This window comes from Pseudomonas fluvialis, from assembly GCF_014207935.1.
Taxonomy (GTDB): domain Bacteria; phylum Pseudomonadota; class Gammaproteobacteria; order Pseudomonadales; family Pseudomonadaceae; genus Aquipseudomonas; species Aquipseudomonas fluvialis_A.
This window is the reverse complement of record NZ_JACHLL010000006.1, coordinates 148,956-169,951: the sequence shown is the minus strand read 5'-3', so window position 1 is coordinate 169,951 and position 20,996 is coordinate 148,956. Positions and strand designations below refer to the sequence as shown.

Sequence of the window (20,996 nt, the reverse complement as noted above, 5' to 3'; positions counted from 1 at the left end):
TGGCGCCAATGAAACAATTAGAATTCCAATATAAGCGCCTAACAACTGGTTCAAGCCGTTCGCTTCGCTCACTTCGGACGTCCAAAAGCTACGCTTTTGGCCGCCCCTTAACCAAACGTTAGGCTCAATTCGAAAGCAGGAGTAAATATGAAGTACTTGAAAAAATTGGCCGCTTGGTATAACTCGAAAACAGGCAGGCAACGGAACGTCTTGCGAATTGCCGCATTTCTCCTTTCCGCATTTCCCTATATTGGCTGGGTCGGTGTTGCGCCTTGGATGATACCTCTGATGCTGTACTTAGAATTCAATCTTGGCCAAAACTTAGAAAACTAATTTTGGATTAGCCACAGGCAGACTTACGACTCAACCCTGTGACCTAACAATTGGTTCAAGCCGTTCGCTTCGCTCACTCGGGACGGGCTAAAGCCCGCCCCTTAACCAAACGTTATGCACTGCAGGAAAATCGCATGGAACGCAGCCAAAATTTGCAAAAGTTCCTCAACGGCCTGAAATCTGACTTGCCGTCATTCGAGGAAGCAGATTTTACGGATATAAACTGGTGCAATCATGAGGGCGAGAATGCCCTACATATCGCCGTTATAAGAAACGAACTATCTCTGGCTAAAGAGCTAATTGACCTTGGTATTGAAATCAATGCCCGCGGTGACCTCGGTCATACACCTTTGCACGAAGCTGCCTCGATGTGCGATCTCTCAATGGTAAAACTGCTTGTTGAATCTGGCGCAGATCTGCATGCACTCACTGAGGGAAACCCTCCATTCACGCTTGCTCGTTTCTCGAAAAAAGATGACATCTGCGATTACCTAGGCGCAGAAATGAACAAGGTGCAACAGAAAGACCCGACTGCTTGGGCTAAAGCACAAATAAGCTATCTCAAGAGAGAAATAGCCAGAATAGAAAAGCAATATGGCGTGGCAAGCGCATAACAATGCGCTCAACTGTCGCTCACTTCGTTCGCTGGACAGCCAAAAGCTACGCTTTTGTCTGCCCGTTAGCTTAATCGTTAGGCATTGCATGTACCAATTAACAAACGAAATCATCCTTCTTGCAATTATTTTAGGAGTCGCAACAGCCGCTATCTTTGGTGCGAGCTCAAAGAGCACAAAAGGCTTATTGTTTGCTTTTCTAAACTGCTTTGCATCAATTGGAGTCTGTATAGCTGTCATGCTGACTGCAGCATTCATACATGAGACCTGCGAGAAGGCACTGAACGTATGCCTTGGCACAAGCGATGAGAATATTTGGAATTTTGCTTTACTTCCAATTCTTTGCACACCAATCTATTTTGTTACTGCGTACATATTCAAAAGCACAGGAAAAATCACTGTAAAAAGTGAAGAAACCCCAAAATGCAAATATGTTAAAGACCCAGAAGCCGACCGACAAATAGCATGGATTATTAAAATTTATGATCACGGCTCCTCTAGCGAAGGCATAGCAGCAACGCTGAACAGCAATCAAGAAAAGTATTTACTTGACAATAGCGAATGGACAAAAGAAAAAGTAGATTTGGTTGTAAATGAGTTCTACAACAAACCGAAGCTGCCTAACTAGTGGTTCAAGCCGTTCGCTTCGCTCACTCGGGACCGGCTAAAGCCGGCCCCTTAACCAAACGTTAGATACCTTCAAGGAAGAATCGTGTCGACCATAGCAAAAACCCCAAAACCACCGTATTACGCAGTAATTTTCACCTCGCTTCGCACTGATGGCGACAATGGATATTCTGAAACAGCATCTAATATGCTTCTGCTAGCAAGCCAGCAACCAGGCTACTTAGGAGTAGAGTCTGCAAGAGAAGATCTAGGCATCACTGTTTCGTACTGGGCAGACCTAGACTCAATAAAAAACTGGAAACTTAATGTTGAGCACCAAAAGGCCCAAAAAGCAGGCCACGAAAAATGGTACTCAACTTTCAAGGTAAGAATCTCCAAAGTTGAACGTGATTACGGCATCTAACTATGCGCTCAACTATCGCTCACTTCGTTCGCTGAACAGTCAAAAGCTACGCTTTTGCCTGCCCGTTAGCTTAATCGTTAGAGTGCACTTTCATGTTCGAATCATGGGCATTCGCTCTTAACAGCAAAAAAATACGCTGGACACTCATCACACTGGGTGTATTCACCACAATACCATTCGCATCATTATCTATAACGGCAGCAATGTATTTTACGTACTTAGCCGAATTCAACATTGAAACAATGGGCCTTGGCATATTTGGCTTTGGGTCATTACTAGCAATTGCTGCAGCTTGGGTACGATTAATACTAGCCCCACAAAAGTTTCAGCAATCGGCATGGTTACGTAGAATCACCGCTCTTGGCTTAGCCTTGGGTATAATTCTTGATTTGGCAATGTTATCTGGCATGATCACAAAAGGAACAACGAATCCAAAGTTTGGAGTTATCGGTTGGCTGCTCTTGCTCACTCTGCCAATTGGTGTATTTTTACTGGGCGCAACGATCGGTGAAAAACGCGCACTCTAACAACGTGCTCAACACCGTTCGCTTCGCTCACTGGACTCGCAAAAGCTATGCTTTTGCTCGCCTGTTAGCACAACGTTATGTGACTCTTAGATGCTAATACTCATAAAAGGCACTCCAGAGCTGGACATCTGCAGAGACGGCGGTAGCGTTACTGCTCTTTACAGAACCATCTGGGGTAATGAGCACTTACTAACTCTGCCCGTAAAGTGGGGCAAAGATCAGGACGGCTCATTAGCACCTATTGGCTATGGCACACCCAGGCTCGCCAAATACAAAAAATCTGCCACCATAGAGAGTGAAATATCGTTAAGGCAAGCGCTTACTATTGCCAAGAAAATCCTAAAATCAACTCAGGACAAAAACCAAGAAGAAATGGCATCAGTCTTGGTTCACGAAATAGAGCGTCAGTGTAAAGAGCTCACATAACAATGCGCTCAACTGTCGCTCACTTCGTTCGCTGGACTCGCAAAAGCTGCGCTTTTGCTCGCCCGTTAGCTTAATCGTTAGGCACTCGTAGATGGCCACACTCACCAGAGAAGACCTACTCGAAAAGCTTGAGAACATTGAGTTCTACGACGAAGTAAAAGCAGATCTAGACTTCTATCTAAGTCACTACATTCTCACAAAAGATTTGCCGTCAATCCAAAAGTTACTAGCTGCTGGCGCCAACCCAAATCCAGAGAACGATCTAGATGACTACATTCTTTACTTACTACACGAGTATCAGGTAGAAAAATCCACGCGCGGCACACTGATTCTTGAAATCACAGAAATGCTTTTAAAATATGGAGCGAACCCCAATCGAGTTACTACGAACAACTTAAGAGCCTATGACTATTCGGTGACGCAACATAAATGCGCTGAATTTTCTCAGCTACTAAAATAATATGGCGCCAATGAAACAATTAGAATTCCAATATAAGCGCCTAACAACTGGTTCAAGCCGTTCGCTTCGCTCACTTCGGACGTCCAAAAGCTACGCTTTTGGCCGCCCCTTAACCAAACGTTATACGTAGGAAAGCCATGAACACAAAGCAGGCATCAAAATGGATTCTTGAGAAATTCGCCTATGGGGTTGTTTTTGGCCTCGGTCTCTATAGCGCAGTTGCGGGAACAGAGTGGGCAACAAAATATTTCAAACGCACCGTATTTTCTGAAAAATATTTCCAGTATGACGGCGGGCCAGATCTAGAAATCACAGAGCACGCCGACATTCGTGAAATGCGGGACTACATTGTTGGCGGAAAAGTAAAGAACAACACTAAAGACACATGGGAAAAAGTCAGTATAGAGGTATCCGTATTCAAATCTGGAATCCTGGCAGATAAGTGCCGCGACGAGATATGGCTTATATCGCCTGGCACCACAGAGAGCTTTAGCATTACCTGTGAAAAAATCCTTCCAGAGCGCCTAACAAAAGAATACACATATACAGTAAAAATAACTTACGCCAATCGCCGCGTATAACAATGCGCTCAACTGTCGCTCACTTCGTTCGCTGGACGTCCAAAAGCTGCGCTTTTGGCCGCCCGTTAGCTTAATCGTTAGGCACACCATGAATCCAACCAAAATAACGCCAGAAGAATATCTCTCTGCAGTCAAGCTAGGGCAGAACCTAACCAACAAGCAACGCCTAAAATTTGCAGCTCTTTTTATAGTTACCGCCATAGCAAGCATTACATCCTGGAAGCTAGGGAACATCACGGTAGCTGGCGGGCTTTTCGGTGGCGCGGTAGGTTGCTTTATCGGCCACTGGATACAACGACTGTACATACTCAAATTCAAAGCAAAGAAAATTTACAAGCAACAGAAATTTTTACATGAACCATTTTCCTACGACTGGAGTCCCGACGGTCTGCTAGTTACATCTGATACCTCATCTTGCCTCACTCCGTGGTCACACTTTGTACGGTGGCGCGAAAACAAAGATGTCGTACTCCTTTATCATTCAGACTGCTTGTTCCAAATTTTGCCAAAAAGTATTTTTACCTCACAAGAATCCGAGCAAAAGCTGAGGAGCTACATTGAGCCAGTGCAAAACGCCTAACAAACGGTTCAAGGTCGTTCGCTTCGCTCACTCCGGACGTCCGCAAGCTACGCTTGCGTCCGCCCCTTAACCTGTCCGTTAGGCACTACTGCTCCAATCTTTGAGGGAACAATGAATTACAACTGGGAATGTCAGGCATGTGAAAACACCGTGGCAGCAGGAAATGAATCTTGCACAACCTGCGGCTGCCCAGCCTCATGCTCTGGGCGAGAAATTGACAGCTACAAAGAGAAGTACATGAACTCTGACGCCGTGCGCAACAAATCAAAATTCAGGTGTTCCAAATGTGACTATCACCTATCAAATACAGGTGCATTCCGGGCGGCAGGTGGTAGCTTGTCAGCAGCATTTGACTTAGCCACTGAGAGTTTCAATTACGTTAGCTGCAATAAATGCGGATACACCGAGTTCTACAAATCACGTGTAAGCGGCGCAGCGTTTGTTGCTGACGTTCTTCTTGGCAGCTAGCGCCTAACAATGCGCTCAACTGTCGCTCACTCCGTTCGCTGGACTCGCAAAAGCTACGCTTTTGCTCGCCCGTTAGCTTAATCGTTAGGCTCTTTTGGGAAATGCTCACTATGCAACAAAGAAATCCGTACGAGCCGCCCGTTGCAGGGCTTACTGACATTGCTCCCCAAAATACACAACTCAATGCCGCCACCCAGTTAACGCTTGCCCCCCGAGTCGCCGGGATACTTGTTGCTACAAGCCTTGCTCTCAGTGTCATCCGTTTGTATTTGATTCCCGACTGGAGTAACCCGTTATTTCCCTTCATCGCCTCTCTGCTCTATCTCGGCATTGGCTGGGGTGTAATATCCTCGGTCCGCAAGGCTCGAAATTGGGTACGCTGGATAATCATTGTATTTGGCCTCATCTGTCTATTCGACTTACCGTGGGGTCTTGCAAATACCCCGAGTGGACTCACTGAAACAGTCGAGACACTTCAAACCGTACTGCTTGTGGTCGCCGCTATATTGCTTGTCCTGCCGAGTAGTCACCACTGGTTCAGACGTACACCTCAAGCCTAACTAACACCCCGGAAATTACTATTCTTATGCAAATTCTTTAAATTCCATCTTTGCTTATAAGTGTATGTTCTTATAAGATTTCAAAAGCCTAACAAGTGGTTCAAACCGTTCGCTTCGCTCACTGGGACCGGCTAAAGCCGGCCCCTTAACCAAACGTTAGCAGTCACAGAAGAAAATGAGTGCAATTCAAATACTAAAGGAGAAGCTGGTCGGTAATTTCTATTCGCGCTTTAGCGTGGGAGATGCGTTTGACTTATATTTTGATGGTTTCTGGTTGATTACCAATAACATCGAGTCACCCGACGAAGGTTCATTAAACCAACAGTTTGCAGGCACTTATCAGCCGGCCACAGAGGCTATAGACAAAGAAGATATAGCTAAGACCATTATTCTTTGCAGTACACTCAGGAAAAACATAGTTGATGTAACGCTATCCAAAGACTCGGCGCTAATCCTTAAATTTGAGAACGGGGTTGATTTAGTATTTCCTACAAATACCGAAATAGTAGATTGGCACTGGGCAATAAATGAAAATGGAAATGATCCTTTCCTAGGGTGCATTGTCGGTTGTTTTAGCCCAGGCGAGATTTATATTGGTAACTGCTAACAACTGGTTCAAATCGCTCACTTCGTTCGCTGGGACGGGCTAAAGCCCGCCCCTTAACCAAACGTTAGAAGCCAAAGGAATGCTCCGTGTTCACCCGAAACCGACATCCAGACAATCATGTACTCGATCCAATAGTAAAACCCCTTGCATCCAAGGCGTTTTTAATCCTTATTTCTTTAGCCGCCATTGGTGCAGGAATTACTTTTTCAGTAGTTCATGAAAACTGGTCATGGATCAATCGTTTTGGCGCGGTGGTTATAGTGGTCGGCCTGCTCTTTACTATGTCGCCGCTATTTTCAAACGGAATTTATAAATCACAATCCAGCGCTGGGCGCTTCGCTGACCTCCACACCGACGGAACGCCAATAATCACAACAGCAGAAGAGCGGAAAATTGGTAACAACGTTGCTTTAGGCATCATTATCACTGCCATTGGCACACTAACAAACGCCTTTGGCGACTTACTAGGCAATTGCGTATATGGCTTCTAACAATACGCTCAACACCGTTCGCTTCGCTCACTGGACTCGCAAAAGCTGCGCTTTTGCTCGCCTGTTAGCTTAACCGTTAGACAGCTTTAGGACGTTATGCGTATACAAACATGGATGGCTCTAGCCTTAGCTATTTCAGCCCTGCACTACGCAGTCATGGGTTACAACGGGTACGACCCAGAACCTCAGTACGAAGTACTCATGTCTTGGGCCTTCACTTTCCTCCTGGCACTATGGTGTCTTGAGGACGCAAAGCAAAAGAACTTTCACCGTCCGTTCGAATTTGGCGCTTTTATGTTCTTTGCGTGGCCCATTGTTTTACCTGCATATCTTTACCGCACCCGTGGCTTGAAAGGCATATCAATCTACATCTTCATGGCAACAATATCGATGACGCCTTTCATGCTTGGTTGGCTCGCCTTTTATGTAGGCCCTTATTATGAGTAGTACGCTGTCTAACAAACGGTTCAAGGTCGTTCGCTTCGCTCACTCCGGACGTCCGCAAGCTACGCTTGCGTCCGCCCCCTTAACCTGTCCGTTAGCCGCCAAGAGAAAATATGCGCCCTGCCATAAAGCCAATAACTCTCGTCCTGGGTCTTCTTCTTTCAGCCCACATCCAGGCAGCACCATTTGCCTCGATAGACTGCAGCCATGTAGAAGAGCCTATCTCCCAAGAAAAATTAAAATACAAAAGCAACAAAGATGAGCTTCAAAGTTTAAGCCACACCGCCACCATTTATAGTTACGGCAAAAATGGTCAGGAAACCACCTCAATTGAGCAATCGCCGCAGGTGGCAGTGAAGGTCTGGAATGGCTGGCTTACTGGTAGCGACAGGGGGGAATGGGGTGGGGAGTTGGTTTTCGTCGACGCAAGCGGAAATCCTGAAATTCTGCTTAACGACAATATCCACGACATATATAAAACAGATAACGGCGCCATTGTAATTGCTGGCCTGTCGCATATGCTTTCCAACGACGGGCGCATCTACCTAGTCACAAGAAACGGAGCATCAGTTGACTATAGAATTCTATTTGGTCTTGACGGCGCTCCAAAAGAGTCTTGGATGACAAGCTCAGGGGAAATCTATATAAATACAAGCTACGGAGTTTCAATCTTAAAAACAGACAGCACCTTAGAGCGTGCACTCTGCAAAGGCCATGAGTATTACAAGTACGAGGGCAAACGTTGAGCTTGCGCAGCTAACAATGCGCTCAACTATCGCTCACTTCGTTCGCTGGACGTCCAAAAGCTGCGCTTTTGGCCGCCCGTTAGCTTAATCGTTAGCCACCAAGGAAAGTCATGCGCTCACTCATCTACAAGCTGCTGCTGACTCTTGGCTTGCTTAGCAACCAGCAAGCTCAAGCAGCAACATCATTGAATTATGACTCGTTGATTCTCTTGGATGCTGAAGCATTAGCTGAGCAAGGAATCAACGAAGCATATGAGCAGCTCCTCCCTCAGCTGAAGCAATACGTCGAAGCCCCCATAAAAATTGAAGAACAATTTTCTTCTGAAACTGGGAGCTACGCAGTTAAAGCCGGAGGTGAAATATACAAAATCTACGGACCAGCACTTGAAGGTAGTGAGGGAGAGTCGTGGGGCAGAGCCACATATGCACTTTTTCACATCATAAACAAGCAGATCACAAAAGGTGATGTCCGTCTTTACGCCATAAATAGTGCAAATGACCTTGGCGGCCTATTTCTCTCACAGTCAGCAGCTGAGCAATCAAGAAATGCTCTAAATAACCGCCAAGATTGGCCATATCTCCCCGAGTTGGTCTCTCCTTGGTATGGCCAGTTTCACTAATTCGTGTTGGCGGCTAACAATGCGTATATGGACTCTCCCCACAAGTAGTGGGCAAAGCTTTTGATCTGCCCTGCCGTCGGTGCGGTTGCATGCGTATATCCGGCCTTTGATGGGCGCAAGGCCCTGGCCATTCTGTAGTTCGCGCAGCGGGGGCCAAGCGCTCAATCGATCACGAAGATCATGATTGTTATCGGCCTTGTTCCGCTACAGGACTCGCCCGTTCCGACAGTGCTGCTTTCCACCATACACAAAAAATTCGGCCCCCCCCTCGTAACCTCGCACGCGCCCTCTGGCTAGGTGGCGTTTTTTTCAAAGTCACTCTCACCAGCACTGACTGAAAATCTCGCACATTGTCCGACAATAATCGCTGGGACGTCCGTTCTAGAGCCTTTGCTCGATTGTAGTCATTTTGTAACCCAGGCCCTATTTGACTGGACAGACAGCTATGAATCCTTAGCATTCGCGCCCTTCGTCAGTGAACGGATGTTCAATTCATGCAGTATCTGTCCCCATCCCGCCTCGCTCTTTCCCTCTCGGCCCTGCTTGCCAGCAACCAGCTGCTGGCCGCCGGCTTTGCCATCAACGAGCAAAGCGCCAGTGCCATGGGCACCGCCTTTGCCGGTCGCTCGTCCAGCGCGCTGGATGCCTCCACTGTGTATGGCAACCCGGCCGGCATGAGCTACCTGGATGAGCAGGTGTCCGGTGGTATGGCGCTGATCAGTGCCGGCACCGACATCGACGACGTCAACAGCAACTACCGTGGCTCCAATGACGGCGACATGGTGCCGCTGACCGCGATCCCGTTCGGTTACTACGTCAAGCCACTGGATGAGCACTGGAGCTTCGGCCTGGGCGTGTTCGTGCCCTACGGCCTGGCCACCAACTACGAGAACAACTACCAGGGCCGGCGCTTTGCCAAGGACAGCGAAGTGGCTGCAGTGGCCATCCAGCCGACACTGAGCTACCGCATCAATGAGCAGTGGTCGCTGGGTGCCGGTGTCAGTGCCAACCATATCGAAGGCAAGCTGAGCAGCGCGGTTGATCCGTTCGCGCTTCCCGGCAGCGAAGGCGAGTTCAAGGTTGAGGGTGATGACTGGGGCTGGGCCTACACCGTCGGCCTGATGTTCCAGGCTACCGACGCCACGCGCATCGGCCTGACCTACCGCTCCAAGGTGGAATACACCCTGGAAGGCGATGCCACCAACAGCCGCATCGGCCTCGGCCCGTTCGGTAGCGTTGCCGCTGGCAAGTACGATGCCTCGTTGGACCTGACCACCCCGGAAAACTTCGAGCTGTCGGTCACGCACCAGTTCGACTCACGCTGGACCGGTTATGCCGGCTACATCTGGACCCGCTGGAGCCGCTTCAAGGAAGTGGTGATCGAGTCGCCGGAAAATGCCTCGGGCCTGTTCCACGAAGTAACCGAAGAGCAGAACTGGCACAACACCCGCAGCTTCGCCGCCGGCCTGTCCTACCAGCTGGACAAGGAGTGGGTACTGCGCAGCGGCGTGGCGTTCGACCCGACGCCCAGCAACAACACCAACCGCTCACCGCGCATCCCCAGCGGCGATCGCTACGTATGGGCGCTGGGCGCCGGCTACACCCCGGCCAGCCAGCCGAACCTGACCCTCGACCTGGCCTATGTCTACCTGCAGGAAGAGCAGGTCAGCATCCACAAGCAGGAGTTCGGCAAAGGCACCTACAACGCCGACTACAACAACAACGGTCACGCTCTCGCCGCCCAGGCGACCTGGCGCTTCTGACCCGTCGCGGCCCCACTGCGGGGCCGCTCACTGTGCGCGGTCAATACCGCGCACAGCCTGCCTTACTGAGCGCCGCTGCGGCGCACTATCCTGATGCTGTATTGCATGCTTGGCTTGCGCGTCACGCTGATGGCGCGGCGGGTTACGGTATCCAGGGTGATGCTCCAGTAACCGCTGCTGGGCACCTTGATCTTGGCCGGGAAACGGTCGAACGCCCCACCGTGATAGGTGTGACGACCGCCATTCTTGAAGCTGCGAAAGCTGCTGTCGGACATCAGGCGGATGTTGCACGGCTGTGAGCTTTCGATGACGACCAGATCGCCTTCATTGAGTTGTTCGCGTTGATGGATGAATTTCATGGGAAGCTCCTGTGCCGTTGTGCCGGCGCGACCTTAGCACACTGGCCAGCCATGCCCGGCTGTGCGATAACCCGACAACGTTTCTACGCCAGACAAGGATCATCGTCATGCGCCGTCGTTTGTGCCTGCTCGCCCTGCCCCTGTTGCTCTCCGCCACCGGCTGTAGCTCGCCCGGTTATTTCGAGGCGGTGCAGCCCTCCACCAGTCAACGCGCGGTGGTTTACCTGTACCGCCCCGAGGCCACTACGCCCGGCCTGATGAAGCCACTGCGCTTTGATTATCCGGACCTGCAGATCGACGGCCAGAGCATCGGCACCCTCAAGTACAACAAGCACCGCTGGGTCGAGCTGGCGCCCGGCCGGCACAGCCTGCGTATCACCGGGCTCAGCCAGATTGCCAAGTGGGAGCCACGCGACATTACCTACCCATTCACCGTCAACCCGGGTGAGATCAAGTACCTGAAGGTCGATGTGCAGTACAAACTGGATGAGATGGTGCTCGGTCAGCCGGCGCCACGCTACCTGATCAGGGTCATTCCGCAGCGCGGTGAAGAGGCGGTCTACGAGATTCGCCAGACCCAGGCACAACACAACAAGGAGTAAGCCAATGTCCATGCTCAAGCCCTTTGCCCTGCTCATGCTCAGCTCTGCCCTGCTCAGTGCCTGCGCCAGCCCGGAGGCCGACCAGCCGCTGAGCAGCGATGTCAGCAGCAGCCAGGTGATCCAGGAAGGTGTCCCCGGTGGCGTGACCACCGAGGTCGAACAGATCAGCGCCGTGGTCAGTGCCATCGACCATGCCAAACGTACCTTCACCCTGCAGGATGCCCAGGGCCACCGCCGTACCCTCCAGGCCGTACCGGAAATGATCAACTTCCCGCAGCTCAAGGTCGGCGACAAGGTCAAGGCTACCGTCACCGTCGAGCGCGTGGTCTACCTGCAAGAACCGGAAGCCATGGCCTCGCCCGATGGTGGCGCCGCTCTGCTGGCCACTGCACAGGCGGGCAGCAAGCCGGGCATGCTGATGGCCGATACCGTGGAGGTCACGGCGCGGGTCGTGGCCATCGACACCACCCAGCACACCGCCACCCTGGTATTCGCCGATGGCAGTCGCAAGCTGGTCAAGGTCCGCCCGGATGTGGTGCTGAAGACCGAATACCTCAACCGCCAGTTGGTGATCCGCCTGACCTCGGCCTTTGCTGTGAGCGTGGAAACCGAATAACGCCCTCCTGCCGGGCGGGGTCTCCTGCTCCGTCCGGCCCGCGGCGCTTCGCCGCTCTGGCGCACAGTGGTAGCATGCGCGCCCCATGCAGATCTCCGATATTCATCAACGCCTCGCCGACCTCGGCGCCCTGCCTGCCCACAGCGGCCGGGTGGTGCGTGCCTGGCTGCAGGGCAAGCCGCTCGACTGCGGTACACGCCGGCAAAGCAGCGAGAACTTTCTGCCGCTCAGCGTGCGTAACGGCCTGCCGGCGCTCAGCGCCGAGCTGGAACAACTGGCCAGCCTGCGCTCGGAACACCCGGCGGCCGATGGTTCCGCGCGCCTGCTGGTTGGCCTGAACGATGGTCAGATGGTCGAGAGCGTTCTGCTGCCGCGTGGCGGCCTGTGCGTGTCGAGTCAAGTGGGCTGCGCCGTCGGCTGCCTGTTCTGCATGACCGGCAAGAGTGGCCTGCTGCGCCAGGTCTCAAGCGCCGAGATCGTCGCCCAGGTGGCCCTGGCCCGGCGTTTTCGGCCGGTAAAGAAAGTGGTGTTCATGGGCATGGGCGAGCCGGCGCACAACCTCGACAACGTGCTGGCGGCCATCGATCTGCTCGGCACCGACGGCGGCATTGGTCATCGCAATCTGGTGTTCTCCACCGTCGGCGATCCGCGTGTGTTCGAGCGCCTGCCGCAGCAGCGGGTCAAGCCGGCGCTGGCCCTGTCGCTGCACACCAGCCGCGCCGACCTGCGCGAGCAGCTGCTGCCACGCGCACCGAAGATCAGCCCCGAGGAGCTGATGGAGCTGGGCGAAGCCTATGCCCGCCACATCGGCTACCCGATCCAGTACCAGTGGACCCTGCTCAAGGGCATCAACGACAGCCAGGAAGAAATGGACGCCATCCTGCGTCTGTTCAAGGGCAAGTACGCGGTGCTCAACCTGATCCCCTACAACAGCCTCGAAGGCGATAACTATGAGCGCCCCGATGGCGAGCGCATCGTGCAGATGGTGCGTTACCTGCACAGCCGCGGCGTGCTGACCAAGGTACGCAACAGCGCCGGCCAGGACATAGACGGCGGCTGCGGGCAACTGCGTGCGCGCGCCGTCGGGGCAGCCCCTCTGACCAGGGCCGAACGCATCAAAATCCGTCAGCTGCAGCCATGATCCGTCTGTTCGTACTGTGCGCCTCACTCGGTCTGCTATCGCCCTGGCTGACCGAACTGGCAGCGACTTACTCGGCCCATGCGGCCTGGCTGCTGGATCTGGCCAGCCATTGGCAGTGGCTGCACCTGACTCTGCTACTGGCAGGAGTAGCCTTGCTGGCACGGCGCAACGCGCGCTGGCTGCTGCTCACGCCGCTAACCGCCCTGCCCTGGCTGACAGTCACACCGGCGCTGCAAAATGAAACGGGTACACCGCGTCTGGAGCTGAACCTGCTGACCGCCAATCTGGCTCAGAGCCGGGACGCCAGTGCACTCAGAGCCCTGCTCGACCGGCAGCCCGTCGACCTCGTATTGCTGCAGGAGGTAACTCCGGAGCTGGCCAAGCAGCTGGGGCGCTGGCAGGACTATCCCTACCGGCTGCAGGCACCGGAGAACTCGCCCTTCGGCCTGGCGCTGCTGTCACGCCTTCCACTGGAAGGTGCAAGCGTCAAGGTCGATGGCGACGGCATTCCTGCCCTGGAGTCGCGGGTCAAGGCGGGGGAGCAATCGATCGCCCTGACCGTGGTGCATCCCATGCCTCCGCTCTCCCCCTACTGGCACCACAAGCGCAATCTGGGGCTGCAGGTGCTGCTGCAGAAAAATGCCGCGCATGGTTTGCCGGGGCTGGTCGCCGGCGACTTCAATGCCAGCCCCTGGTCCCAGGCGCTGCGCGGTGTTCAGGCTCTGGGATGGCAACGGGCCAGCGATCTGAGTCCCAGCTGGCCTGCTCTCGGCCGTGGCTGGCTGGGTATTGCCATTGATCAGGTTGTGGTCAATGGCCCCTGGCGCGTTGTCGAGCAAAGCCTGGGGCCGAACCTCGGGTCCGACCACCTGCCGCGGCTTATGCGCCTGCAACTGCTGGAAAAGCACTGACATGCACAGTCTTGAGCAACTTCGCCGCGGCGAACTGGCCGGCATTACCCGCCTGGACCTGTCCGCCGATCTGCTGGAGTTCCCGCGAGAAATCTTCGACCTGGCCGATTCGCTGGAGGTGCTCAACCTCTCCGGCAACCGCCTGAGCTGCCTGCCCGATGACCTGCCGCGCCTGCACAGGCTGCAAATCCTGTTCTGCTCGGAGAATGCCTTTACCCAGGTGCCTGCTGTGCTTGGCCAGTGCCCGCAGTTGGAGATGGTGGGGTTCAAGAGCAACGCCATCGAGCATCTGCCGGCCGCCGCGCTGCCGCCGCAACTGCGCTGGCTGATCCTTACCGACAATCGCCTGACCCACCTGCCGGAGGAGCTGGGCCACTGCCAGCGCCTGCAGAAGCTGATGCTGGCCGGCAACCAGCTGCGTGAACTGCCGGACAGCCTGGCGCAGCTGCACAACCTCGAACTGCTGCGTATCGCCGCCAACCGTCTGGAACACCTGCCGGCCTGGCTGCTGCACCTGCCGCGCCTCACCTGGCTGGCCTTTGCCGGCAACCTCTGCAGTGACCATGAGGAAAAGCTGAGCCTGGCGCGCCACCCGCATCCTCCGGTGCCACGCTCGCAACTGGCCCTAGGCGAACTGCTCGGCCAGGGCGCCAGCGGCCTGATTCACCGGGCCACATGGCAGGTGCCGGGGCAAGCTCCACGCGCGATGGCGGTCAAGTTGTTCAAGGGCGCAGTCACCAGTGACGGCCTGCCGCACAGCGAGATGGCTGCCTGCCTGGCGGCCGAGCCCCATGCCAATCTGGCACGGGTGGTCGGCCCGCTGCAGCAGGAAGCCGGTCAGCCCGACGGCCTGCTGCTGGAGCTGATCGATCCGCGTTATCAGGTACTGGCCGGCCCGCCGTCACTGGCCAGCTGCACCCGCGACGTGTATGCGCCGGAGCGCCGTTTCAGCCCCGACGAAGCGCTGCGTATCGCCCGCGGCGTGGCGGCCGCCGTTGCCCAGCTGCACCGCAGCGGCATCCTGCACGGTGACCTGTACGCCCATAACCTGCTGGCCGATGCGAGCGGCGACTGCCTGCTCAGCGACTTCGGTGCCGCCTCGTTCTTCGCCCCAGAAAGCGACGAGGGCTTGGCCCTGCAACGCCTGGAAGTACGCGCCTTTGGCTGCCTGCTGGAAGAGCTGCTGCAACGCAGCGATGCCAGCTTGGCCGAGGCCCTTGAGCCGCTGCGGCAGCGTTGTCTGGACAGCGAGCCAGAACAGAGGCCGCTGTTCGCCGAGATCAGCCGCGCACTGCAAGACGCCTGAGCCGGTCTGAGCCACAGAAGTGTCAGCAAAGCTTCTTCTATCGGTCATGCCACCGCCATGCCACTCGCACAATCTGCCAGTCCCTACCCTCAGCAGGACTGTCCCATGCGTCTTTCCCGTCTCGCCGCGGCACTGGCCATCACCACCGCGCTGACCACCCCGGTGCTTGCCAGCAACTCGTCGCACGACTCCAGGGTCACCAACCTCAAGATCACCGCCCTCGGCACCTACCAGAGCGGCCTGTTCGAGCAGGGCGCGGCTGAAATCGTCGCCCACGATGCACGCAGCCAGCGCCTGTTCGTGGTCAATGCCGCCAGCGGCAAGATCGATGTTCTGGATATCCGCCACCCCGCCCAGCCCGCCCTGCTGTTCAATATCGACCTGTCGGCCTACGGCAGCTCGGTCAACAGCGTGGCGGTACACCGCGGGCTGGTGGCGGCCGCCGTGCAGAATACGGTGAAGACCGAACCCGGCAAGGTCGTGCTACTCAACGCCGACGGTCAGGTACAAGGCGCGGTGGATGTCGGCGCCCTGCCCGACATGCTGACATTCACCCCTGATGGCCGCCGTCTGCTGGTCGCCAACGAAGGCGAGCCGAGCGATGACTACCTGACCGACCCGGAGGGTTCGGTGAGCATCATCGACCTGCCAGCTCGCCTCAGCCGTCTGAGCCAGGCCAATGTCCGCACGGCCGACTTCCGTCAGCTGACTCGTGAGCAACTCGATCCGTCGATCCGCGTGTTCGGTCCCAATGCCAGCGTCGCCCAGGACTTCGAGCCGGAATACATCACCGTCAGCAAGGATGGGCAACGGGCCTGGGTGACCCTGCAGGAAAACAACGCCATCGCCGAGATCGACCTACGCCGCGCCAAGGTCAAGGCCGTGCGCGGCCTGGGCTACAAGGATCACAACCTGGCCGGTAACGAGCTCGATGCCAGCGACAAGGACGGTGCCGTAAAGATCCGCAACTGGCCGGTACGCGGTCTGTACCAACCCGATGCAATCAGCAGCTTCAGCCATCGAGAGCAGACCTACCTGGTCACCGCCAACGAGGGCGATGCTCGGGCCTATGGCGGCTACAGCGAGGAAGTCCGTGTTGGCAGCTCAAGCTACCTGCTCGATCCGGCGGTCTTCCCCGACGCAGCCACGCTCAAACAGAACGCCAACCTCGGCCGCCTGACCGTCAGCCGCGCCAGCGGCCTGAACCCGCAGACCGGCACCTATGACGCCATTTATGCCTTCGGCGCCCGCTCGTTCTCGGTGTGGAACAGCAAGGGGCAGCAGCAGTACGACAGCGGTGCGGACTTCGAGCGCATCACGGCCGAACGCCTGCCGACGCTGTTCAACAGCAACCACAAGGACAACAGCCCGGACGGCCGCAGCGATGACAAGGGCCCGGAGCCAGAGGGCGTCACCGTCAGCGAACTGTGGGGCAAGCCCTATGCCTTTATCGGCCTGGAGCGCATCAGCGGCGTGATGGTCTACGACCTGAGCAACCCCAAGGCACCACGCTTCGTCGACCTGGTCAGCAACCGCAATGCCAGTGCCCAGCCTCCGGCCGCCGAAGCCGGCGATCTGGGCCCGGAGGGCGTGATGGTCATCAGCGCCGCGCACAGCCCGATTCGTGGCGTGCCGTTGCTGGTGGTCGGCAACGAGGTCAGTGGCTCCACCACCCTGTACCGCATCGACCGCCGCTGACACTCAGCACATAAAAAACGCCGCGAATCTTCTAAGGATCGCGGCGTTTTCCATTGTTGCCGAGCAGACTTCATCACCCATCACTCGCCTTTCTTGCGATATCCCTCGGGCAGCTCGAACAGCCTGGCGTCCTGCTTGCCGAACTGAATGTCCTGCAGACGAATGATTGCTGCTGGTCGACCACTCTGCTCGTCCGACGGAATCTCGGCCTTGAGCACCAGCCCCTGGGGCGACACCCAGGCATAAGCCACCTGCTGACCTGCATCCATGGGAATGGCGATTTTGCTCACCATCTGGCCGTCCAGGCGCTCTTGGCCCTGTTCGCGCCCCTGGCGCGGGTCCAGCATCCCAGGAAGCGACGCCACCGACGCGGTACCTGCCTCCATTTCCTCATACTGTTTGTGCTTGGGAATCAGCAGCCAGGCCACCCCTTTGTCGCGACGGATGATGGTGGTCACCGTCTCGCCGCCCAGGCTCGCATCCTGGCGCTCCCTGTCACCGGCAATGTAGATCCGGTTAAGGAACGGTCCTGGCACTGTCTCGATGTGCTGCACGGCGCTGTAGGCCAAGCCTGTGTGTTGCGCCTCAGCGGCTTGCACCCAACTCGCCAGCCCCATAAGGCACAGCAGCGCCATAGTTGAGTTGTGTAGTAATCGGTTATCCATGCTCACACTCCCAGCGGGCCAATAGGCCTTCCCGACATGAAGGGAAGGCCTGACTTGGCATCAGTTCATCCAGTTACCGGGGGCATACCCCTCGCGGATGCGCTGGGGATGGCGGCCGACATCCACGCGGGCCACTTCGCTGCCGCTGGCGTAGTCGATCACCGACATCTGGTCGCTGCCGCTCCAGGAGACGAAGCAGCGGTCGCCCGCCTTGTTCGAGGTCACCCAGTAGGGCTTCTGCCCCAGGCCTTGCAGCAGCTGGTAACCAAAGGTCGCGCGATCCACCACCGCCACATAGTCATCCATGGTGCCGGCGACGCAGAGTTTGGTGCCGGCGCTGTTCATGGCGATACCGTGGTGGGCCGAGTCGTTGACGTACTGCTCCAGCGGCAGGTCGGGCACCAGGTTGGGCAGCTTGGCCAGACGGGTCACCTTGTCGTTGACCATGTCGTACTCGACGAAGCCGTGCAGGAACGACAGCTGAAAGTAGAAGAACTGCTCGTCCGGGGTATGCGCCATCGGCCGCACCGCTGGGCTCAAGCCCTTGAGACCGGCGGCCTTGAGCTTGTCGGCCATGTTGAATTTCTTGATGACCTGATAGTTGCTGGTGTCGACCACCTGGACGACGCGCTCGCCCTTGGTCCAGTCGAAGAACTGCGGGTCCAGCGGGGTGAACACATAGCCGATGCTGGCGTGATAGATCTTCGAGCCGTCCTTGGAATAGACGTTCTCATGCGGCGAGTTGCCGGACTTGAACTTGCCGACCTGCTTGCCAGTGTTGACGTCCAGCACGTGCACCACGTTGCCGGTGGAGGCGGACACCGCCACCTTGGTGCCATCCGGCGACAGGGCCATATGGTCGGAGCGGTAGCCATCGACCACAAAGCGCCAGACCACCTTGCCAGTGGCGATATCGATGGCCACCACATCGGCGAAGCTCGGCCGCGAGGCGATCAGCAGGCGCCCGTCGTTGCTGCTGTACATGTCGTCGACCAGCTGGTCGTTGCCCTCGCCGATCAGGTTGCGCACCGCCTGGAAGGCGGTCAGCTTGATCGGGTTGAGGAGGATTTCCGTCATGCGTGCGCGCTTGTCCGGCACGGCATTGATCAGCCCGACCTTCTCGTAGGTGCTGGAGTCGAAGACGTTGACCGTGCCGTCCCAGTTGTTGCCGACGAAAACGACCGGCCGGGCATCGGCCAGCGCCGCGCCTGAGGCCGTCAGGCCCAGCGTGGTGCCACAGCCGATGGCCAGCGCGACCATGGAGTGCTTCAGGGTTTTCAGTAGTGCGCTCATTGTTGTTGTGCTCCGGTGAGGGTGTTGGCGCGGGCAGGCTCGCGCGGTTTGCGAACCCGTGAATTGGCCAACGCTGTCCATCACCTGATCCGCACCTGTGCCCTGCTCCACAAGGAGCGCGGGCGGGACTCCGTCCCGGCGGTAATACCTTTGCAGCAAACAACCTTGGCTGGCGCAAAACTAGCAACCGCGCTGCGTTAATCCCCCCTCCCGGCGAAGGGGCACCTATTGGTACGCGGGTGCCGATCCACGGCGCCGTCCCGACGCACTGTCGCAGTCAGCGAAACCTCACCTACCCGATCAGCACAAAGCTCTTGCGAACCGTCTCGTGAATATCCCAGACACCGGTGGTGCCTTGCGGAAAAAGGATCGCGTCGCCGGCACGGATCTCGATCGGCTCGCCGCCATCCGGGGTGAAGGTGCAGTGCCCGCTGATGAAGTGACAAAACTCCTGCTGGACGATCTGCCGCCGCCAGCGGCCCGGGCTGCATTCCCAGATGCCGGTTTCCACACCGTCGGTTCGCGCTTCGCTGCTGCAGCGGGTCGCCGCAACCGGCTCGCCCAGCGGCACGGCCACCGCTGTCGCCTCACCCAGCACGCACCCAGCGGTGTCTTTGAAATGGCTGATGTTCACGGTTTTCTCCTGATGTTTTTTTGTCTGGCTGATAAGAGCCGAATCCACACAGCGACGCGCCATCAGCGCATCAATCCTTCCATGAAACCGGCCATGCCCATGGCCAGGCGTCGTCGCCAGGTCGCACTGTGGCGTTGAGCCAGGACCCGGTCTTCGTGGACGAAGCTGTTGATGATCGCGTTGTAGCCCAGCCAGCGCAGGGGCTCTGGTTCCCAGCGCGGCAACTGGTCGATAGCCGCTTGCGGCAGCACCCAGGGCTGGCGGGTCAGCAGGGTGTCGCGGCCGAGGATCAGATCGGCCAGGGTGCGCCCGCCTAGGTTGCTGGCGCCGACGCCCTCGCCGCCGTAACCGCCGGACAGGGCAATGCGCTGCTGGCGGTCGCACAGCATGTGTGGCTGAAAGCGCCGCGCCATGCCGAGGTTGCCGCCCCAGGTGTGGGTGATCTCGGCCGCCTTGAGGATCGGAAACAGATCGAGCATCAGGCGCCGGCGCAGCGCCACTTCATCGCTGTTCAGCTGGAAGTTCTCGCGCAGCCGGCCGCCAAAGCGATAGCCACCACGGGCACCGAACACCAGACGGTCGTCGGAGGTGCGCTGGCCATAGGTCACCTGGCGACTGGCTTCGCTGAAGGCCTGGCCTCGGGCCAGGCCGATCTCGTTCCAGATGCCGGGGGTCAGGGGCTCGGTGGCGATCAACAGGCTCTGCACCGGCAACTGGTGCGGGCTGAGCGCCGGCATCCGCGCGGCATAGCCCTCCACCGCCGGCACCAGCCAGTCGCAGCGCACGCTACCGCCTGCGGTGCGCAGCTGGCCGGGCTGCCAGTCCAGCACCCGACTCTGTTCGTAGAGGGTGACGCCCAGACGCTCGACACAGGCGGCCAGGCCGCGCACCAGCCTGGCCGGCTGGATGGTGGCGCAGTGCGGGCTAAAGAGCGCACCCTCGGCATCCTGCACGCGCAACTGCCGGGCCAGCTCGTCGGCCTCCAGCCAGCGGTAGTCAGCCTCGCTCTGGCCCAGCTCGCGCAGCGCCACGAGTTGTGCCTGCAGGCGCAGGCGTTGTTCGGGATAGCGCGCCGCGCAGTACAACACGCCGCCCTTGCGGTAATCGCAGGCAATGCCTTGACGCTCGAGCACACGCCCGACTTCATCGGGAATGTCGTGCAGCAGCGCACTGCTGGCGGCCCGTTGCCCAGCCGGCAGTCGGTGAAGCATGCGCTCGTCGTTGAGCAGGTTGCCCATCAGCCAGCCGCCATTGCGCCCCGAGGCGCCAAAGCCGGCAATCTCGGCCTCGACCACGACGATGCGCAGTTGCGGGGCCTGGGTCTTCAGGTAGTAGGCGGTCCAAAGGCCGGTGTAGCCGGCGCCGATGATCGCCACATCCGCGTCAACCTCGGCGGTCAGCGGCGCACGCGGCGTCAGCGGTTCTTCCAGCTGGTCCAGCCACAGGCTGATGCTGCGCCAGTCGCTCATGCGGGTAACTCCATCGTCTTGAACTCAACAATGGAGGCAGCCTAATCGCGGG

Annotated in this window: 25 protein-coding genes; 20 read left to right on the top strand and 5 right to left on the bottom strand. The window is 56.9% G+C overall.

The annotated features are described in order from the left end of the window. Positions 1-147: 147 nt before the first annotated feature. From HNP49_RS16035 to HNP49_RS15970, 14 genes are all read left to right on the top strand, one after another. A complete protein-coding gene (locus tag HNP49_RS16035; protein WP_184684932.1) occupies positions 148-333 on the top strand; it encodes a hypothetical protein in 186 nt (61 codons plus the stop codon). Positions 334-467: 134 nt separating this feature from the next. Further along, positions 468-947, top strand: a complete 480-nt coding sequence (locus tag HNP49_RS16030) for an ankyrin repeat domain-containing protein (protein ID WP_184684931.1) — start codon at positions 468-470, stop codon at positions 945-947. After that, positions 928-1,575, top strand: a complete 648-nt coding sequence (locus tag HNP49_RS16025; protein WP_184684928.1) for a hypothetical protein — start codon at positions 928-930, stop codon at positions 1,573-1,575. Before HNP49_RS16030 ends, HNP49_RS16025 begins: the two co-directional genes overlap by 20 nt. An 84-nt stretch (positions 1,576-1,659) precedes the next feature. Then, positions 1,660-1,977: an antibiotic biosynthesis monooxygenase gene (locus tag HNP49_RS16020; protein ID WP_184684925.1), complete on the top strand. Its 318-nt coding sequence runs from the start codon at positions 1,660-1,662 to the stop codon at positions 1,975-1,977. A 92-nt stretch (positions 1,978-2,069) separates the two neighbouring features. After that, positions 2,070-2,504, top strand: coding sequence for a hypothetical protein (locus HNP49_RS16015; RefSeq protein ID WP_184684923.1), 435 nt, complete (start codon positions 2,070-2,072; stop codon positions 2,502-2,504). A gap of 517 nt (positions 2,505-3,021) precedes the next feature. Next, positions 3,022-3,390, top strand: a complete 369-nt coding sequence (locus tag HNP49_RS16010) for a hypothetical protein (RefSeq protein ID WP_184684922.1) — start codon at positions 3,022-3,024, stop codon at positions 3,388-3,390. Positions 3,391-3,527: 137 nt separating this feature from the next. Next, entirely contained in the window at positions 3,528-3,971 is a 444-nt protein-coding gene (locus tag HNP49_RS16005; protein ID WP_184684920.1) for a hypothetical protein, read from the top strand. A gap of 88 nt (positions 3,972-4,059) precedes the next feature. Further along, entirely contained in the window at positions 4,060-4,551 is a 492-nt protein-coding gene (locus HNP49_RS16000; protein ID WP_076426723.1) for a YcxB family protein, read from the top strand. Positions 4,552-4,662: 111 nt separating this feature from the next. Further along, entirely contained in the window at positions 4,663-5,019 is a 357-nt protein-coding gene (locus HNP49_RS19080) for a zinc ribbon domain-containing protein (protein WP_409372557.1), read from the top strand. Between the two features lie 735 nt (positions 5,020-5,754). Next, positions 5,755-6,186, top strand: coding sequence for a hypothetical protein (locus HNP49_RS15990; RefSeq protein ID WP_184684917.1), 432 nt, complete (start codon positions 5,755-5,757; stop codon positions 6,184-6,186). 86 nt (positions 6,187-6,272) lie between these two features. Further along, entirely contained in the window at positions 6,273-6,677 is a 405-nt protein-coding gene (locus HNP49_RS15985) for a hypothetical protein (RefSeq protein WP_184684915.1), read from the top strand. Between the two features lie 557 nt (positions 6,678-7,234). Next, positions 7,235-7,867, top strand: coding sequence for a hypothetical protein (locus HNP49_RS15980; RefSeq protein ID WP_184684913.1), 633 nt, complete (start codon positions 7,235-7,237; stop codon positions 7,865-7,867). A 110-nt stretch (positions 7,868-7,977) separates the two neighbouring features. Continuing rightward, a complete protein-coding gene (locus HNP49_RS15975) occupies positions 7,978-8,487 on the top strand; it encodes a hypothetical protein (RefSeq protein WP_184684912.1) in 510 nt (169 codons plus the stop codon). 494 nt (positions 8,488-8,981) lie between these two features. After that, positions 8,982-10,250, top strand: a complete 1,269-nt coding sequence (locus tag HNP49_RS15970; protein WP_184684910.1) for an OmpP1/FadL family transporter — start codon at positions 8,982-8,984, stop codon at positions 10,248-10,250. Positions 10,251-10,312: 62 nt separating this feature from the next. Here the strand turns inward: HNP49_RS15970 and HNP49_RS15965 are convergent, their stop codons facing one another. Next, the gene (locus tag HNP49_RS15965) at positions 10,313-10,609 is read right to left on the bottom strand and encodes a DUF1883 domain-containing protein (protein ID WP_184684907.1); all 297 of its coding nucleotides are present in this window, start codon (positions 10,607-10,609) and stop codon (positions 10,313-10,315) included. Between the two features lie 107 nt (positions 10,610-10,716). Between HNP49_RS15965 and HNP49_RS15960 the strand changes: the two genes are divergently transcribed. The 6 genes from HNP49_RS15960 to HNP49_RS15935 all read left to right on the top strand — a co-directional run bounded on the left by HNP49_RS15960 (position 10,717) and on the right by HNP49_RS15935 (position 16,883). After that, on the top strand, positions 10,717-11,211 hold the full coding sequence (locus HNP49_RS15960; RefSeq protein WP_184684905.1) for a DUF2846 domain-containing protein: 495 nt from the start codon (positions 10,717-10,719) through the stop codon (positions 11,209-11,211). Positions 11,212-11,215: 4 nt separating this feature from the next. Further along, positions 11,216-11,827, top strand: coding sequence for a hypothetical protein (locus HNP49_RS15955; protein ID WP_184684903.1), 612 nt, complete (start codon positions 11,216-11,218; stop codon positions 11,825-11,827). Positions 11,828-11,912: 85 nt separating this feature from the next. Next, a complete protein-coding gene (locus tag HNP49_RS15950) occupies positions 11,913-12,968 on the top strand; it encodes an RNA methyltransferase (protein ID WP_184684901.1) in 1,056 nt (351 codons plus the stop codon). Next, positions 12,965-13,879: an endonuclease/exonuclease/phosphatase family protein gene (locus HNP49_RS15945; RefSeq protein ID WP_184684899.1), complete on the top strand. Its 915-nt coding sequence runs from the start codon at positions 12,965-12,967 to the stop codon at positions 13,877-13,879. The genes HNP49_RS15950 and HNP49_RS15945 overlap by 4 nt, the downstream gene beginning before the upstream one ends. 1 nt (position 13,880) lies before the next feature. Further along, the gene (locus HNP49_RS15940) at positions 13,881-15,185 is read left to right on the top strand and encodes a leucine-rich repeat-containing protein kinase family protein (protein ID WP_184684897.1); all 1,305 of its coding nucleotides are present in this window, start codon (positions 13,881-13,883) and stop codon (positions 15,183-15,185) included. 105 nt (positions 15,186-15,290) lie between these two features. Then, positions 15,291-16,883, top strand: a complete 1,593-nt coding sequence (locus tag HNP49_RS15935; RefSeq protein ID WP_184684895.1) for a choice-of-anchor I family protein — start codon at positions 15,291-15,293, stop codon at positions 16,881-16,883. A gap of 80 nt (positions 16,884-16,963) precedes the next feature. Here the strand turns inward: HNP49_RS15935 and HNP49_RS15930 are convergent, their stop codons facing one another. The 4 genes from HNP49_RS15930 to HNP49_RS15915 form a co-directional block, all read right to left on the bottom strand. Continuing rightward, the gene (locus tag HNP49_RS15930) at positions 16,964-17,548 is read right to left on the bottom strand and encodes a hypothetical protein (RefSeq protein ID WP_184684893.1); all 585 of its coding nucleotides are present in this window, start codon (positions 17,546-17,548) and stop codon (positions 16,964-16,966) included. Positions 17,549-17,608: 60 nt separating this feature from the next. Continuing rightward, positions 17,609-18,841, bottom strand: coding sequence for a YncE family protein (locus HNP49_RS15925; RefSeq protein WP_184684891.1), 1,233 nt, complete (start codon positions 18,839-18,841; stop codon positions 17,609-17,611). Between the two features lie 292 nt (positions 18,842-19,133). Next, entirely contained in the window at positions 19,134-19,475 is a 342-nt protein-coding gene (locus HNP49_RS15920) for a cupin domain-containing protein (protein ID WP_184685187.1), read from the bottom strand. A gap of 62 nt (positions 19,476-19,537) precedes the next feature. Then, positions 19,538-20,944, bottom strand: a complete 1,407-nt coding sequence (locus HNP49_RS15915; protein WP_184684889.1) for an FAD-binding oxidoreductase — start codon at positions 20,942-20,944, stop codon at positions 19,538-19,540. Between the last annotated feature and the right edge of the window lie 52 nt (positions 20,945-20,996).

What these genes read in the sequence shown, in the direction of transcription:
- HNP49_RS16035 (WP_184684932.1), top strand. Translation starts at nt 148, where the DNA reads ATGAAGTACTTGAAAAAATTGGCCGCTTGGTATAACTCGAAAACAGGC.
- HNP49_RS16030 (WP_184684931.1), top strand. Translation starts at nt 468, where the DNA reads ATGGAACGCAGCCAAAATTTGCAAAAGTTCCTCAACGGCCTGAAATCT.
- HNP49_RS16025 (WP_184684928.1), top strand. Translation starts at nt 928, where the DNA reads ATGGCGTGGCAAGCGCATAACAATGCGCTCAACTGTCGCTCACTTCGT.
- HNP49_RS16015 (WP_184684923.1), top strand. Translation starts at nt 2,070, where the DNA reads ATGTTCGAATCATGGGCATTCGCTCTTAACAGCAAAAAAATACGCTGG.
- HNP49_RS16010 (WP_184684922.1), top strand. Translation starts at nt 3,022, where the DNA reads ATGGCCACACTCACCAGAGAAGACCTACTCGAAAAGCTTGAGAACATT.
- HNP49_RS16005 (WP_184684920.1), top strand. Translation starts at nt 3,528, where the DNA reads ATGAACACAAAGCAGGCATCAAAATGGATTCTTGAGAAATTCGCCTAT.
- HNP49_RS16000 (WP_076426723.1), top strand. Translation starts at nt 4,060, where the DNA reads ATGAATCCAACCAAAATAACGCCAGAAGAATATCTCTCTGCAGTCAAG.
- HNP49_RS19080 (WP_409372557.1), top strand. Translation starts at nt 4,663, where the DNA reads ATGAATTACAACTGGGAATGTCAGGCATGTGAAAACACCGTGGCAGCA.
- HNP49_RS15990 (WP_184684917.1), top strand. Translation starts at nt 5,755, where the DNA reads ATGAGTGCAATTCAAATACTAAAGGAGAAGCTGGTCGGTAATTTCTAT.
- HNP49_RS15980 (WP_184684913.1), top strand. Translation starts at nt 7,235, where the DNA reads ATGCGCCCTGCCATAAAGCCAATAACTCTCGTCCTGGGTCTTCTTCTT.
- HNP49_RS15975 (WP_184684912.1), top strand. Translation starts at nt 7,978, where the DNA reads ATGCGCTCACTCATCTACAAGCTGCTGCTGACTCTTGGCTTGCTTAGC.
- HNP49_RS15970 (WP_184684910.1), top strand. Translation starts at nt 8,982, where the DNA reads ATGCAGTATCTGTCCCCATCCCGCCTCGCTCTTTCCCTCTCGGCCCTG.
- HNP49_RS15965 (WP_184684907.1), bottom strand. Translation starts at nt 10,609, where the DNA reads ATGAAATTCATCCATCAACGCGAACAACTCAATGAAGGCGATCTGGTC.
- HNP49_RS15960 (WP_184684905.1), top strand. Translation starts at nt 10,717, where the DNA reads ATGCGCCGTCGTTTGTGCCTGCTCGCCCTGCCCCTGTTGCTCTCCGCC.
- HNP49_RS15955 (WP_184684903.1), top strand. Translation starts at nt 11,216, where the DNA reads ATGTCCATGCTCAAGCCCTTTGCCCTGCTCATGCTCAGCTCTGCCCTG.
- HNP49_RS15950 (WP_184684901.1), top strand. Translation starts at nt 11,913, where the DNA reads ATGCAGATCTCCGATATTCATCAACGCCTCGCCGACCTCGGCGCCCTG.
- HNP49_RS15945 (WP_184684899.1), top strand. Translation starts at nt 12,965, where the DNA reads ATGATCCGTCTGTTCGTACTGTGCGCCTCACTCGGTCTGCTATCGCCC.
- HNP49_RS15940 (WP_184684897.1), top strand. Translation starts at nt 13,881, where the DNA reads ATGCACAGTCTTGAGCAACTTCGCCGCGGCGAACTGGCCGGCATTACC.
- HNP49_RS15935 (WP_184684895.1), top strand. Translation starts at nt 15,291, where the DNA reads ATGCGTCTTTCCCGTCTCGCCGCGGCACTGGCCATCACCACCGCGCTG.
- HNP49_RS15930 (WP_184684893.1), bottom strand. Translation starts at nt 17,548, where the DNA reads ATGGATAACCGATTACTACACAACTCAACTATGGCGCTGCTGTGCCTT.
- HNP49_RS15925 (WP_184684891.1), bottom strand. Translation starts at nt 18,841, where the DNA reads ATGAGCGCACTACTGAAAACCCTGAAGCACTCCATGGTCGCGCTGGCC.
- HNP49_RS15915 (WP_184684889.1), bottom strand. Translation starts at nt 20,944, where the DNA reads ATGAGCGACTGGCGCAGCATCAGCCTGTGGCTGGACCAGCTGGAAGAA.